General features: G+C 66.2%; 13 protein-coding genes. 11 read left to right on the top strand and 2 right to left on the bottom strand.

The genetic code is table 11. From position 1 onward, the window contains the following. Positions 1 to 76: 76 nt before the first annotated feature. From QFZ83_RS22590 to xylB, 11 genes are all read left to right on the top strand, one after another. Complete coding sequence (locus QFZ83_RS22590; protein WP_307510234.1) at positions 77 to 1021, top strand: LysR family transcriptional regulator; 945 nt, start codon at positions 77 to 79, stop codon at positions 1019 to 1021. Positions 1022 to 1210: 189 nt separating this feature from the next. Continuing rightward, positions 1211 to 2521, top strand: coding sequence for a sugar ABC transporter substrate-binding protein (locus QFZ83_RS22585; RefSeq protein WP_307510232.1), 1311 nt, complete (start codon positions 1211 to 1213; stop codon positions 2519 to 2521). 141 nt (positions 2522 to 2662) lie between these two features. Next, positions 2663 to 3520, top strand: a complete 858-nt coding sequence (locus QFZ83_RS22580; RefSeq protein WP_013539655.1) for a carbohydrate ABC transporter permease — start codon at positions 2663 to 2665, stop codon at positions 3518 to 3520. A 10-nt stretch (positions 3521 to 3530) separates the two neighbouring features. After that, on the top strand, positions 3531 to 4355 hold the full coding sequence (locus QFZ83_RS22575; protein ID WP_013539656.1) for a carbohydrate ABC transporter permease: 825 nt from the start codon (positions 3531 to 3533) through the stop codon (positions 4353 to 4355). Positions 4356 to 4373: 18 nt separating this feature from the next. Continuing rightward, on the top strand, positions 4374 to 5414 hold the full coding sequence (locus tag QFZ83_RS22570; RefSeq protein WP_306880191.1) for an ABC transporter ATP-binding protein: 1041 nt from the start codon (positions 4374 to 4376) through the stop codon (positions 5412 to 5414). An 85-nt stretch (positions 5415 to 5499) separates the two neighbouring features. Continuing rightward, positions 5500 to 6879, top strand: a complete 1380-nt coding sequence (gene dalD / locus QFZ83_RS22565) for a D-arabinitol 4-dehydrogenase (protein WP_306880281.1) — start codon at positions 5500 to 5502, stop codon at positions 6877 to 6879. Continuing rightward, positions 6876 to 7667: an L-iditol 2-dehydrogenase gene (locus tag QFZ83_RS22560; RefSeq protein ID WP_307510230.1), complete on the top strand. Its 792-nt coding sequence runs from the start codon at positions 6876 to 6878 to the stop codon at positions 7665 to 7667. The genes dalD and QFZ83_RS22560 overlap by 4 nt, the downstream gene beginning before the upstream one ends. Positions 7668 to 7766: 99 nt before the next feature. Then, on the top strand, positions 7767 to 8438 hold the full coding sequence (locus tag QFZ83_RS22555; RefSeq protein WP_307510228.1) for a transaldolase family protein: 672 nt from the start codon (positions 7767 to 7769) through the stop codon (positions 8436 to 8438). 19 nt (positions 8439 to 8457) lie between these two features. Continuing rightward, positions 8458 to 9405: a carbohydrate kinase gene (locus QFZ83_RS22550; RefSeq protein ID WP_307510226.1), complete on the top strand. Its 948-nt coding sequence runs from the start codon at positions 8458 to 8460 to the stop codon at positions 9403 to 9405. A 31-nt stretch (positions 9406 to 9436) separates the two neighbouring features. After that, a complete protein-coding gene (locus tag QFZ83_RS22545) occupies positions 9437 to 10393 on the top strand; it encodes an AraC family transcriptional regulator (RefSeq protein WP_306880187.1) in 957 nt (318 codons plus the stop codon). Positions 10394 to 10426: 33 nt separating this feature from the next. Beyond that, positions 10427 to 11896, top strand: coding sequence for a xylulokinase (gene xylB, locus QFZ83_RS22540; protein ID WP_307510224.1), 1470 nt, complete (start codon positions 10427 to 10429; stop codon positions 11894 to 11896). A gap of 163 nt (positions 11897 to 12059) precedes the next feature. Here xylB and groL read toward each other — a convergent pair whose 3' ends face one another. Both groL and QFZ83_RS22530 read right to left on the bottom strand, forming a co-directional pair. Continuing rightward, positions 12060 to 13712: a chaperonin GroEL gene (groL, locus tag QFZ83_RS22535; protein WP_093125515.1), complete on the bottom strand. Its 1653-nt coding sequence runs from the start codon at positions 13710 to 13712 to the stop codon at positions 12060 to 12062. 51 nt (positions 13713 to 13763) lie between these two features. Continuing rightward, positions 13764 to 14054 carry a co-chaperone GroES gene (locus QFZ83_RS22530; RefSeq protein ID WP_176660349.1) on the bottom strand — a complete coding sequence of 97 codons (291 nt, stop codon included), beginning with the start codon at positions 14052 to 14054 and terminating at the stop codon, positions 13764 to 13766. Positions 14055 to 14204 lie beyond the last annotated feature (150 nt).

Genomic DNA, 14204 nt, shown 5'->3' with positions numbered 1-14204 from the left:
TTGTTTGGCCCGAGCCTACGGAGCTTCCTCCTCGCAATCCAATCGTAAAAGTCCTGAGGTTCATATACTTTTATGCATGACCGATGCAACTCCGGGCCTCTCCGACACCTCGCTGATGCTCCATGTGCGGCCGCGCCAGCTGCTGCTGCTGGCCCGGCTCGACGCCCACCGCCACCTCGGGCGCGCGGCCGAAGCCATGAACATCAGCCAGCCCGCCGCCACCAAGCTGCTGCAGCAACTGGAAGATTCGCTCGGCGAAAAGCTCTTCGAGCGCCTCGCGCGCGGCATGGAGCCCACGCCCTACGGCGAGATCCTGATCCGCTACGCCCGCCGCGTGCTCAGCGACTTCGGCACCGCCCGCGAGGAAATGCTCGCGCTACGCTCGGGCCTGAGCGGCGCGCTGCGCGTGGGCAGCGTGCCCGGCGCGGTGCCCGAGCTGCTGGCGCCGGCGCTGGTGGAGTACCACCGCCGCCATCCGCAAGTGGCCGTGTCGGTGGTGGTCGAGACCAGCGACGTGATGCAGGCGCAACTGGAGCAGGGCGACGTCGACCTCGTGCTGGGCCGGCTCACCGACAGCCACGACGAGGCGAAGTACGCGAGCGTGCCGCTGCTGGGCGAATCTCAGGTGGCGGTGGTGCGCGCGGCGCACCCGGTGTTCGAGCGCAGCGCCCCGGTCACGCTGGCCGAGATGGCGGGCTGGTCGTGGGTGCTGCAGCCGCCCGGCTCGCCGCAGCGCGGGCGCTTCGAGGCGGCGATGCGGGAGGCGGGCATCCAGGCGCGGCTGGACATCATCGAAACGGCATCGCCCATCGCCATCACGGCGCTGCTGGAAAACTCCGACATGGCCGCGGTGATGCCGGCCTCGCAGGCCGATCACTACGCCCGGCTCGGCGTGCTGCGCACCGTGCCGGTGGAGCTGCCGGTGCGCGTGCCGCCGATCTGCCTCATCACGCGGGAAGACCGGGCACTCTCGCCGGCGGCCGCGCAGTTCAGGCGCCAGTTGCTGGGCGGCGGTACCTGAAATTGGCCTGAAGCCTTTGGCTTGCGGTTTTCCATGCTGTGTTGCACCAATTAGGGAATTCACTAGCCAACCGGTGCATGAAAGTACTGGAGGTAACCGACGAAGTACCAAAACCGCAACTGAGTTTCTCCAGAATCCCCCCACGGCGACCCGCCACCAGGAGGGCGTCGCTCACCTCTAGGAGACAACATGAAGCGTTTTCTGAAAGCCGGCCTCGTCCTCGCACTCCTCGGCACGGGGCTCGTGTCCCAGGCCGCCACCGAACTCGTGATCGCGACCGTGAACAACGGCCACATGATCGAGATGCAGAAGCTCACGCCCTTCTTCGAGAAGGCCAACCCCGACATCAAGCTCAAGTGGGTCACGCTGGAAGAAGGCACGCTGCGCCAGCGCGTGACCACCGACATCGCCACCAAGGGCGGCCAGTTCGACGTGATGACCATCGGCCTGTACGAAGCGCCGATCTGGTCGAAGAAGGGCTGGCTCCAGCCCATCGCCACCGATGCCGCCTATGACGCGGACGACCTGCTGCCCGCGATTCGCGCGGGCCTCTCGTACGAAGGCAAGCTCTACGCGGCCCCGTTCTACGGCGAGAGCTCGATGCTCATGTACCGCAAGGATCTGGCCGACAAGGTCGGCTTCAAGATGCCCGAGCAGCCCACCTGGGTGCAGGTGAAGGAACTGGCCGGCAAGATCCACGACCCCAAGGCCGGCGTGTACGGCATGTGCCTGCGCGGCAAGCCGGGCTGGGGCGACAACATGGCCTTCCTCACCACGCTGGTCAACACCAACGGCGGCCAGTGGTTCGACATGCAGTGGAAGCCGCAGATCGACACCAAGCCCTGGAAGGATGCGATCAACTTCTACGTCGACCTGATGAAGTCCTACGGCCCGCCGGGCGCCTCGGCCAACAGCTTCAACGAGAACCTCGCGCTCTTCAATGAGGGCAAGTGCGGCATGTGGGTGGACGCGACCATCGCGGCCTCGTTCATCAGTGATCCGAAGCAGTCGAAGGTGGCCGACAAGGTCGCGTTCGCACAAGCGCCTGTCGCCGTGACTCCGAAGGGCGCCAACTGGCTGTGGACCTGGAACCTGGCGATTCCCGCCAGCTCGACCAAGGGCGCGGCCGCGCAGACCTTCGTGAAGTGGGCGACCTCCAAGGAGTACGTCAACCTGGTGGCCAAGGAGCAGGGCTGGGGCGCTGTGCCCACCGGCACGCGCAAGTCGACCTATGCGAACCCCGAGTTCCAGAAGGTGGCCAAGTTCGCCGCAGCCGAGAAGAAGGCCATCGACAGCGCCAACCTGAGCGACAGCACGTTGCCCAAGTCGCCTTACGTCGGCGTGCAGTACGCGGCGATTCCCGAGTTCCAGGCGATTGGCACCGGCGTGGGCCAGCAGATGAGCGCGGCGCTGTCGGGCAAGGTCACGGTCGACCAGGCACTGAAGACCTCGCAGACGCTTGCCGAGCGCGAGATCAAGAAGTCGGGCCAGTACAAGTAAGTGCCTGTTTCCCTCTCCCCTCGGGGAGAGGGCCAGGGTGAGGGGGCGGCGCGTCCACGACAGCCGCCGCATGCCCTCACCCCAACCCTCTCCCGCAGGCGGGAGAGGGGGCAACAGCCAGCAGCCAGAGAGGAACACACAATGAAAAGACTCCTGCCCCGGGCCCTCATGGCGCCCGCCGTGCTCACGCTCTTCCTCTGGATGATCGTGCCGCTGTTGATGACGTTGTACTTCTCCTTCGTGAACTACAACCTCATGCAGCCCGGCGAACGCACGTTCGCGGGCATCGAGAACTTTCACTACTTCGTCACCGACCCCGACTTCTGGCCCGCGACATGGAACACGCTGCTGCTCATCGGCAGCGTGATCGTCATCACCGTGGTGTTCGGCGTGCTGCTCGCGCTGCTGGTGAACGAGCCCTTCCCGGGTCGCGGCATCGTGCGGGTACTGCTCATCTCCCCGTTCTTCGTCATGCCGGCAGTGAACGCGCTGCTGTGGAAGCACATGATGATGAACCCCATCTACGGCGTGCTCGCCGACGTGTGGCGCTTCTTCGGCGCGCAGCCCGTGGACTGGCTCACCGACGTGCCGCTGCTCTCGGTGATCATCATGGTGGCCTGGCAGTGGCTGCCCTTCGCCTGCCTCATCTTCATCACCTCGCTGCAGTCGCTGGACCGCGAGCAGATGGAGGCCGCGCGCATGGACGGTGCGAGTTCGTTCCAGCGCTTCTTCTATCTCACCATTCCGCACCTCGGTCGTCCGATGGCGGTGGTGATCATGATCGAGATGATCTTCCTGCTCAGCGTGTTCGCCGAGATCGCCATCACCACCAATGGCGGCCCGGGCAACGAGAGCACGAACATGACCTACCTGATCTTCAAGCAGTCGCTGATGAATTTCGACGTGGGCGTGGCTTCGGCCGGTGCGCTGTTCGCGGTGGTGCTGGCGAACATCGTCGCGGTGTTCCTCATCCGAATCATCGGCAAGAACCTCGACTGAAGGAACGACCATGCAACCCAGCAACTTCCTTCCCCAATTGCTGCGCACCGTCGGTGCGTGGGCCGTCGCGCTGCTCCTGTTCTTCCCGCTCGGCTGGCTGTTCCTCACGGCCTTCAAGACGGAGCTGCAGGCGATCCATGTGCCGCCGCTTTTCATCTTCGAGCCCACGCTCGACAACTTCGGCGAGGTGCAGCGCCGCAGCGACTACCTCTTGTATGCGCGCAACTCGCTCATCACCAGCCTGGGCTCGACGATCCTCGGCTTGCTGATCGCGGCACCCGCCGCGTACTCGATGGCGTTCTTTCGCACGAAGAAGACGCGCGACATCCTCATGTGGATGCTCTCCACCAAGATGATGCCGGCCGTCGGCGCGCTGGTGCCGATCTACGTGTTGGCGCAGACCGCGGGCATGCTGGACTCGCTCACCGCGCTCACCATCGTGTTCACGCTGTCGAACCTGCCGATCATGGTGTGGATGCTCTACAGCGCCTACAAGGACATTCCGAACGAGATCCTGGAGGCAGCGCGCATGGACGGCGCGAGCCTGTGGACCGAGTTCCGCCATGTCGTGATGCCGCTGTCGGTGGGCGGGCTCGCATCGACCGGGCTCTTGTGCCTGGTGCTGAGCTGGAACGAGGCCTTCTGGGCGTTGAACCTCACGTCGGCAAAGGCTGGCACGCTGGCGACGCTGATCGCCTCGTACTCCAGCCCCGAAGGCCTGTTCTGGGCCAAGTTGTCGGCTGCCTCGCTGATGGCCATTGCGCCCATCGTCGTGTTCGGCTGGTTCAGCCAAAAGCAGTTGGTGCAAGGCCTGACCTTCGGCGCCGTCAAGTAAAGAAAAGGGAGACATCTCATGGCCTACCTCGAACTCAAGAACATCAAGAAGAGCTTTGGTGACGTCAACATCATCAAGGGCGTCGACCTCGAAATCCAGAAGGGCGAATTCATCGTCTTCGTCGGGCCTTCGGGCTGCGGCAAGTCGACGCTGCTGCGGCTGATCGCAGGCCTGGAGCCGATCACCAGCGGCAACCTGATGCTCGACGGCAAGGACATCACCTGGGCGCCTTCGGGCAAGCGCGACCTGGCAATGGTGTTCCAGAGCTACGCGCTCTATCCGCACATGAGCGTGTACGACAACATGTCCTTCGCGCTGAAGCTCGCGGGCGTCGCCAAGGACGAGATCAGGACCAAGGTCGAGTACGCGGCCAAGACGCTGAACCTCACGCAGTACCTGGACCGCACACCGAAGGACCTGTCGGGCGGCCAGCGCCAGCGCGTGGCCATCGGCCGTGCGATCGTGCGTGCGCCGAAGGTGTTTCTCTTCGACGAGCCGCTGTCGAACCTCGATGCGGCGCTGCGCGGCAACACGCGCGTCGAAATCCACAAGCTGCACCGCGCGCTCGGCGCGACCACGATCTACGTGACGCACGACCAGGTCGAGGCGATGACGCTGGCCGACCGCGTGGTGGTGCTCAAGGACGGGCTGATCGAGCAGGTCGGCACGCCGCTGGAGCTGTACGACCGCCCCGCCAACCAGTTCGTCGCGCAGTTCATCGGCATGCCGTCGATGAACATGGTGTCGGCGAGTGCGATTCCGAGTTTCTCGGCGGCCACCGGCGGACGGCTGCCGAACGACGGCTTCCTCGGCGTGCGCCCCGAGGGCCTGCGCGTGCATCCGAAGCAGGGCGCGCCGGTGTCGGACGTGCTGGGCCGCGTGGAGCTGATCGAGGCGCTGGGTGCCGACACCCTGATCCACGTCGATGTGGGCGGCGTGCCGCTCATCGCGCGGCAGAACGACCGCACGCCGCTGCAGGCCGGTGATGACGTGGCCGTCGAACTCGACCCCAGCGTGCTGCACCTCTTCAACCGCGAAGGCCGTTCGGTCTCCGCTTGATTCCTCCCCTTCTTTACGGACATTTCCCGTGACTCTCGCAGCAGCGTCTACCGCGCACACACCACCGGCTCCTTCGGAGTTCACGGTGCTTCACCTGGGCCTGGGTTCGTTCCATCGCGCCCACCAGGCCGTCTACCTGCAGCGGCTGATCGAGGCGGGCGACACCCGCTGGTCGCTGTCGGGCGCCAACATCCGGCCCGACATGGCCGAGGTCGTCGCCGCCCTGCGCGCGCAGGGCGGGCGCTACACACTGGAGACCGTGTCGCCCGCGGGCGAGTACCGCTACGAGCAGATCGAGGCGATCCGCGAGGTGCTGCCCTACGAGCCCTCGCTGGCCGCGGTGATCGCGCGCGGCGCGGCGCCGTCCACGCGCATCGTCTCGTTCACCGTGACCGAGGCGGGCTACTACCTCGATGCGAAGGACAACAAGCTCGACCTGTCGTTCGCTGACCTGGCCGCGGACATCGAACGCGCGCGGCGCGGCGAGGCGGGCGAGACGATCTACGGCGCGGTCTGCGCGATTCTTCGCGCGCGCAAGGCGGCGGACGCGGGGCCGGTCACGCTGCTGAACTGCGACAACCTGCGCCACAACGGCGATCGCTTCCACGGCGGGCTTCTGGAATTCATCGAGCGCGCAGGGGATGCCGACCTGCTGGCCTGGACGGTTGCCAACACCCGCTGCCCGAACGCGATGGTCGACCGCATCACGCCCCGGCCGCCACCCGAGCTGCGCGCGCGCGTGCTCGCAGCCACCGGCCGTGACGACGCCGCGCCCATTACGGGTGAGAGCTTCATCCAGTGGGTCATCGAAGACAACTTCATCGCCGGCCGGCCCGACTGGGGGCGCGTGGGCGTGGAGCTCGTCGAGTCGGTGCAGCCGTATGAAGAGGCCAAGATTCGCATCCTCAACGCGACGCACAGCTGCATCGCCTGGGCCGGCACGCTGATCGGCCTGGAGTTCATCCACGAAGGCACGCACGACGCAGCCATCCGAAAAATGGCGCACGACTACGTGACCGACGACGTGATCCCGTGCCTGAGCCCCAGCCCCATCGATCTCGCGGCGTATCGCGACGTGGTGCTCGACCGCTTCGGCAACCCCGCGATCCGCGACACCAACCAGCGCGTGGCGGCGGACGGCTTCTCGAAGATCCCGGGCTTCATCGCGCCGACCGTGCGCGAGCGCCTGGCCGCGGGGCAGGGCATCGACAGCGTGGCGATGCTGCCGGCGCTGTTCCTCGCCTTCCTGCAGCGCTGGCATCGCGGCGCGCTGCCCTACGCCTACCAGGACCAGGGCATGGACGAGGCGGTGGCACACGCGATCTGCGATGCGGCCGATCCAGTCGCAGCGCTGTGCGCCGACGCGGGCCTGTGGGGCGACCTTGCGGGCGATGCGCGGCTGGTCGAGGCGGTTCGCAAGGCGTGTGCGCGCGTGGTGCGCTTCGTCGAAGGCGACGTGCAATGACCGGCGGCCGCCTGCAGGACCGCCACGTGTTGCTGACCGGTGCCGGCGGCGGCATCGGTCTTGCGGTGGCCGAGGCCTGCATCGCCGAGGGTGCGCGCTGCAGCGTGATCGATCGGGCGGCCGCTGCGCCGGATGCGGTGCGCGCGGTGCAGCAGCGGCACCCCGATCGTCTGGCCTACATCTCGGCCGACGTCACGCGCACGCAAGACATTCAACGTTTGCTCGCCGAGGCGATTGCCGCCTTCGGCCCCGTCCACACGCTCTTCAACAACGCGGCCGTGTTCGATCTCGCCCCACTTCTCGAGAGCGACGAGGCCTCGTTCGACAAGCTCTTTTCCGTCAACGTGAAGGGCATGTTCTTCGTGATGCAGGCGGTGCTGCGCCACATGGTCGAGGCCGGTGCGCAGGGCGCGTCGGTCATCAACATGGCCTCGCAGGCGGGGCGCCGCGGCGAGGCGCTGGTGTCGCACTACTGCGCGACCAAGGCAGCCGTCATCAGCTACACGCAGAGTGCGGCGCTCGCCATGGCGCCGCACGGCATTCGCGTCAACGGCATCGCGCCCGGCGTGGTCGACACGCCGATGTGGGACCACGTCGACAGCCTGTTCGCCAAGGCCGAAGGGCTGCCGCCCGGCGAGAAGAAGCGGCGCGTGGGGCTCGAGGTGCCGCTCGGGCGCATGGGCATGCCGGGTGACATCGCCGGTGCTGCGGTGTTCCTCGCCAGCGACGAGGCGCGCTACATCACGGCGCAGACGCTGAACGTCGACGGCGGCAACGTCATGAGCTGACATGAGGCCGGATAAGAAAGTATCGGGACCTCTCCCTTTGCTGCGGTGAATTTCGCCCGGCTCGGTGAGAAGATCGGTTTCCCTTGCAGCACGCGACCCATGAACGAAGACTTCCATCTCTACCTCGACAGCGCCGACCTGGCGGAGTTGAAAACCTGCCTGCCGCATCCGGTGGTCCACGGCGTGACGACCAACCCGACGCTGCTGAAACGCGCGGGTGTCGGCCGCGGTGACGTGCCCGGCCTGCTGAAGCGCTGCCTCGATCTGGGCGCGCGGCAGGTGCAGGCGCAGGTGTATTCGAGCGACGTCGACGGCATGCTGGAAGACGCGAAAGTGCTGCTCTCGCATTTCGACCGCGGCCAGCTGGTCGTCAAGATTCCCGCCACGCGCCAGGGCCTCGATGCCGGCGCACGGCTCATTGCCGAGGGCGTGCCTGTGACGTGGACAGCGGTGTACGCACCCGAGCAGGCGCACTTCGCGGCGCAACTGGGCGCGGCCTATGCGGCGCCTTATCTCGGGCGGCTCGAGGACGCGGGTGTCGACGGATTGGGGCTCATCGCGCAGATGCAGTCGCTGGTTGCGCAGCGGCCTTCGCCCCGCACGCGGCTCCTGGTGGCGAGCATCCGGTCGCGCGAGGCGTACCTGTCGCTGCTCGCGTTGGGTGTCGGCGCGATCACGATCCCGCCGCGCCTTTTTGCCGAACTGCTGGACCATCCGGCCACGCTGGCCGCCGAGCGCGGCTTCCTTGCCGATGCCGGCGATCTGACCTGATCCACAAGATTCAAGAACCATGCGAATTGCACTCACGGGCGAAGCCCTGATCGATTTCACCGCCAGCGAAGCGGGCGCCCTGGCGTTCCTCGGCCACGAGGGCGGCTCGCCGCTCAACACGGCCGTGGCCTGCGCGCGGCTCGGGGTGCACACGGGGTTTCTCACGCAGCTGTCGACCGACCTGTTCGGCGAGCGGCTGATGGGTTTCCTGGCGCGCAACGGCGTGGACACCAGCTTCATCCTGCGCAGCAACGCGCCCTCGACGCTGGCCTTCGTCGAGCGCACGCCACAAACCAATCGCTATGCGTTCTATACAAGCGGCAGCGCCGATGCGACCTGGTCGCCCGAGCCGCTGCCGCAGCTGCCGGCGGAGTGCCGATTCCTGCACTTCGGCTCGATCTCGCTGCTGCAGGAGCCGGCCTCGACGCGCATCGCCGACCTCATTACCGCCAACGCCGGGCGCTGCGTGATCGTGTTCGACCCCAATGTGCGGCCGAGCCTGATTCCGGACATGGCCGCGTTCCGCAATCGCGTGACGAACTGGCTGGCGATGGCCGACCTCGTCAAGCTCAGCGACGAGGATGCCGAACTGCTCGCACCCGGCCGGCCGGTCGATGCGCTGGCCGCGGAGTGCCTCCAGGCCGGCGCGCGCGCGGTGATCGTCACGCGCGGCGGCGCGGGCGCCACGCTCTGGCGCACGGGGCACGCGCCGCTCACCGTGGCGGCGCCGCGCGTCACCGTGGTCGACACCATCGGCGCGGGCGACACCTTCACTGCGGGGCTCTCGGTGTCGCTGCTCGAACACGGCGTCGAGCACCCAGCCCAACTGGGCGAACTGACGGACGAAGCCTGGACTGAAGTGATGCGCTTCGCCGCCACCGCCGCCGCCCTGAACTGCACCCGCGAAGGCGCGGACCCACCCACCCTGGAAGCCGTTCACAACGCGCTCGCCCAGGCGGACAATTGAGGCTGCTTCCAGGTTCTGCCTTCCTGCTGCCATGACGACGTCCACACGCAAACGTTCGGTCCCCCGTCAGCGCCAACCCGAGCTGGAGCGCGACTTTGCGCGTTCTCCCTCGCTGGGCTACGAGGCTCCTGAAGAAACCGGCCTGGTGCGCTGCCTCGCGCACGGCTTTCCGAGCCCGCTGGTGCGATGGCACTTCCATGAAGACTACGAGCTGCACCTGATCACCGAGACCTCGGGCAAGGCCTTCATCGGCGACTGGATCGGGCCGTTCCAGCCCGGGCACCTCGTGCTCTGCGGGCCGCGGCTGCCGCACAACTGGATCTCGCTCGACGTGCCCGAAGGCGGCGCCGCCGGGCGCGACCGGGTGATCCAGTTCCGGCACGAGCCTATCGAGCTGGCCGCGGCCGAGATCCCCGAACTGCGCGAAGTGATGCAACTGCTGGAGCGCGCGCGCCACGGCATCGAGTTCTTCGGCATGTCGCAGCAGGCGCAGACGCACTGGGACAACATCAAGGCCGCGCGCGGCGCGCGCCGGCTCGGCCTGTTCCTCGAGTTCATGGCCGATCTTGCGCAATGCTCCGACTACCGGCTGCTGTCCAGCGTGCAGATGCAGGGCGCGCAGGGCAGCGACGGCGATGCGCAGGTCGACCAGATCAACGAGGTCGTCAACCGCATCACCAACAACATGGCCGAGCCGATCGCGATGTCCGATGTGGCGGCAGAGCTCGGCATGAGCGAGAGCCGCTTCAGCCGCTTCTTCCGGCGCTCGACCGGCAACAGCTTCACCGACTTCGTCAACCGCGTGCGCATCAACAGCGCCTGCCACCTGCTGATGCAGACCGACCACTACGTGACGGACATCTGCTATCAGGTCGGCTTCAACAACGTGGCGAATTTCAACCGGCGCTTTCTGGAGATCAAGGGCATGACGCCCAGCGAATTCCGGCGCCAGGCCGACACGCGCTTCGGCTCGGGTATTTCTTCGTAGCTTTCTTCACAGCAAACAAGCAGGGAGTTCATCTTGTATCTGGGACTCGACCTCGGCACGTCCGAGCTCAAGGCGCTGTTGCTCGCCGACGATCACCGCATCGTCGGCGTGGCGCGTGCGGCACTCACGGTCGAACGGCCGCAACCGCTCTGGTCGGAGCAGGCGCCCAGCCAATGGTGGCAGGCGCTGGAGCAGGTGATGGCGGAGCTTCGGGGCTCGCATGCGGAAGCGCTGTCTGCCGTGCGGGCCATCGGCCTCTCGGGCCAGATGCATGGCGCGACGCTGCTCGATGCGGCTGGCGAAGTGCTGCGGCCAGCCATCCTCTGGAACGACGGACGCAGCGGTGCGCAGTGCGACGAACTCACGCGCGCGGTGCCGCGGCTGGGCGAGATCGCGGGCAACCTCGCGATGCCGGGCTTCACAGCGCCCAAGCTCCTATGGGTGCGCGAGCACGAGCCTGAAATCTTCCGGCGCACGGCGCGCGTGCTGTTGCCCAAGGACTGGCTGCGCTTCATGCTCAGCGGCGAGGCGGTCAGCGAGATGTCGGATGCGGCGGGCACGCTGTGGCTCGACGTGGGCGCGCGCGACTGGTCCGACGAACTGCTCGCGGCCACGGGGCTCACCCGTGGTCACGTGCCGCGGCTGGTCGAAGGCAGCGAGGTATCGGCGAAGCTCAAGCCCGAACTGGCTGCGCGCTGGGGTGTGGGCAACGGCACGGTGCTGATTGCCGGCGGTGCGGGTGACAACGCCGCGAGCGCGGTCGGCATGGGCCTGGTCGAACCGGGGCAAGGCTTCGTGTCGCTCGGTACCTCGGGCGTGGTGTTCGTCTCGACCGATCGCTTCTTGCCGAACCCCGCGCAGGCGATGCATGCCTTCTGCCATGCGCTGCCCAAGCGCTGGCACCAGATGTCTGTGATGCTCTCGGCCGCGAGTGCGGTGAGCTGGGCAGCCAAGACTTTCAAGTTCACGGACGAAGCCGCGCTGCTCGAAGCGGCGGCATCGGTCGCGCTGGCGGACCGGGCGCGTTGCCCGCTGTTTCTGCCGTACCTGTCGGGCGAACGCTCGCCGCACAACAACCCGAATGCGCAGGGCGCGCTGTTCGGCCTCACGCATGCGCACGGCCCGGCGGAGATCGCCTATGCCGTGGTCGAAGGCGTGAGCTTCGGCCTGCGCGACGGCTTCGACACCCTGCGCCTGCCGGCCGACATGCCGCTGCGCGAGGTTGCGCTGGTGGGCGGTGGGGCGCGCAGCATCTGGTGGGGGCAACTGCTGGCCGACATCTTCCAGGTGCCGCTTACGTTGTATGCGGGCAGCGAGACGGGCGGGGCGCTCGGTGCGGCGCGGCTTGCGTGGCTCGCCGATGGCGGTGCCGTGGCCGAGGTGTGCACGCTGCCGCCGGTCAAGCAGCAACTGGTTCCTTCGTCCGAAGGTGCCGCGGGGCACAAGACGCGGCATGCGCGCTTTCAGGTGCTGTACATGGCGTTGCGCGATCAATTCCGATAGGCGCGGCGCATACGAGCGCCCATAGAAAAAGCCCCGCCGAAGCGGGGCTTTTTCATTTCGCGAAACACCGCGGAACCGGCTTTGCCGGGCCGCAGGTGTTGCCCCCGGTAGGGGGGTGGCGTAGCGGACACGAAGTGCCGCGCAGCCTGGGGGCGAGCGAAATTTACATGCCCATGCCGCCCATGCCGCCCATGCCACCCATGTCGGGCATGCCGCCGCCGGCGCCGGACTCGTCCTTGGGTGCGTCAGCAACCATGGCTTCGGTCGTCAGCAGCAGCGAGGACACCGAAGCGGCGTTCTGCAGTGCGGTGCGGGTGACCTTCGTCGGGTCCAGGATGCCCAGTTCGAGCATGTCGCCGTACGTGTCGTTCGCAGCGTTGAAGCCGTAGTTGCCGCTGCCGGCCAACACAGCGTTCACCACCACCGAGGCTTCGCCGCCGGCGTTGTTCACGATTTCGCGCAGGGGCGCTTCGATGGCCTTGAGCACCAGCTTGATGCCGGCTTCTTGATCAGCGTTGTCGCCCTTGACCGAGTCGCCCACAGCTTGCTTGGCACGCAGCAGAGCCACGCCGCCGCCAGCCACGACGCCTTCTTCCACTGCAGCGCGAGTTGCGTGCAGGGCGTCTTCGACGCGAGCCTTCTTTTCCTTCATTTCGACTTCGGTGGCAGCGCCGACCTTGATCACTGCAACGCCGCCGGCCAGCTTGGCCACGCGCTCTTGCAGCTTTTCACGGTCGTAGTCGCTGGTCGCTTCTTCGATCTGAACGCGCACTTGCTTCACGCGGGCTTCGATGTCACCAGCAGCGCCGGCGCCGTCGATGATGATCGTGTTTTCCTTGCCCACTTCGATGCGCTTGGCTTGACCCAGGTCGGCCAGCGTCACCTTTTCGAGCGTCAGGCCCACTTCTTCAGCGATGACCTTGCCGCCCGTCAGGATGGCGATGTCTTCCAGCATGGCCTTGCGGCGGTCGCCGAAGCCAGGTGCCTTGACGGCCACGACCTTCAGGATGCCGCGGATCGTGTTCACGACCAAAGTAGCCAGGGCTTCGCCTTCGACTTCTTCGGCAATGATCAGCAGCGGACGGCCAGCCTTGGCGACTTGCTCCAGCACCGGCAGCAGGTCACGGATGTTGCTGATCTTCTTGTCGAACAGCAGCACGAAGGGGTTATCCAGCAACGCCGATTGCTTCTCGGGGTTGTTGATGAAGTAGGGCGACAGGTAGCCGCGGTCGAACTGCATGCCTTCGACGACGTCGAGTTCGCTGTCCAGCGACTTGCCGTCTTCCACGGTGATCACGCCTTCCTTGCCGACCTTGTCCATCGCGTCAGCGATGAGCTTGCCGATGGTTTCGTCGCTGTTGGCCGAGATGGAGCCGACTTGCGCGATTTCCTTCGACGTGGTGGTGGGCTTGGAAGCCTTCTTCAGCTCGGCGACCAGGGCCGTCACGGCCTTGTCGATGCCGCGCTTCAGGTCCATCGGGTTCATGCCGGCAGCCACCAGCTTGAAACCTTCGCGAACGATGGCTTGGGCCAGCACGGTCGCGGTGGTGGTGCCGTCACCGGCGTTGTCCGAAGTCTTGGAAGCCACTTCCTTCACGAGCTGGGCGCCCATGTTCTGGAGCTTGTCCTTGAGTTCGATTTCCTTGGCGACCGACACACCGTCCTTGGTCACGGTGGGGGCGCCGAACGAGCGCTCGAGCACCACGTTGCGGCCCTTGGGGCCCAGGGTCACTTTGACTGCGTTGGCCAGGATGTTGACACCCTCGACCATGCGTGCGCGGGCTTCTCCGCCGAAGACTACGTCTTTTGCTGCCATGATGAATTAACTCCGAATGGATTGGATTGAATGAATCGAAAGGGAGAAGGCTTACTTCTCGACGACTGCGAACAGGTCGTCTTCCTTCATCACGAGCAGTTCGTCGCCATCGACCTTGACGGTCTGGCCGCTGTACTTGCCGAACAGGACGCGGTCGCCGACCTTGACGGTCAGTGCGGCCAGATCGCCCTTGTCGTTGCGCTTGCCCGGGCCGACGGCCAGGACTTCACCCTGATCGGGCTTTTCGGCGGCTGCGTCGGGGATGACGATGCCCGAGGCGGTCTTGGTTTCGCTGTCGATACGCTTGACGATCACGCGATCGGCCAAAGGACGAAGTTTCATTGCATCTCCTGGATATGGATAAGAAACGGGTTGGTGGTCGGGCGCCGGACCCGGAGGTTGGCGACCCATCGACTGGGGAGCGAGGGCTGTTAGCACTCATCATCAGCGAGTGCTAATCATAAGGGCAATCGATGACGTTTCAAGCGCAGG

It is taken from the genome of Variovorax sp. W1I1 (genome assembly GCF_030815625.1).
Classification (GTDB): domain Bacteria; phylum Pseudomonadota; class Gammaproteobacteria; order Burkholderiales; family Burkholderiaceae_C; genus Variovorax; species Variovorax paradoxus_C.
Note: the sequence above shows the minus strand (reverse complement) of the source record. Positions and strands in the feature narration are given on the sequence as shown.

Coding starts and splice junctions, on each gene's coding strand:
- QFZ83_RS22590 (WP_307510234.1), top strand. CDS start 77: ATGACCGATGCAACTCCGGGCCTCTCCGACACCTCGCTGATGCTCCAT.
- QFZ83_RS22585 (WP_307510232.1), top strand. CDS start 1,211: ATGAAGCGTTTTCTGAAAGCCGGCCTCGTCCTCGCACTCCTCGGCACG.
- QFZ83_RS22580 (WP_013539655.1), top strand. CDS start 2,663: ATGAAAAGACTCCTGCCCCGGGCCCTCATGGCGCCCGCCGTGCTCACG.
- QFZ83_RS22575 (WP_013539656.1), top strand. CDS start 3,531: ATGCAACCCAGCAACTTCCTTCCCCAATTGCTGCGCACCGTCGGTGCG.
- QFZ83_RS22570 (WP_306880191.1), top strand. CDS start 4,374: ATGGCCTACCTCGAACTCAAGAACATCAAGAAGAGCTTTGGTGACGTC.
- QFZ83_RS22560 (WP_307510230.1), top strand. CDS start 6,876: ATGACCGGCGGCCGCCTGCAGGACCGCCACGTGTTGCTGACCGGTGCC.
- QFZ83_RS22555 (WP_307510228.1), top strand. CDS start 7,767: ATGAACGAAGACTTCCATCTCTACCTCGACAGCGCCGACCTGGCGGAG.
- QFZ83_RS22550 (WP_307510226.1), top strand. CDS start 8,458: ATGCGAATTGCACTCACGGGCGAAGCCCTGATCGATTTCACCGCCAGC.
- QFZ83_RS22545 (WP_306880187.1), top strand. CDS start 9,437: ATGACGACGTCCACACGCAAACGTTCGGTCCCCCGTCAGCGCCAACCC.
- groL (WP_093125515.1), bottom strand. CDS start 13,712: ATGGCAGCAAAAGACGTAGTCTTCGGCGGAGAAGCCCGCGCACGCATG.
- QFZ83_RS22530 (WP_176660349.1), bottom strand. CDS start 14,054: ATGAAACTTCGTCCTTTGGCCGATCGCGTGATCGTCAAGCGTATCGAC.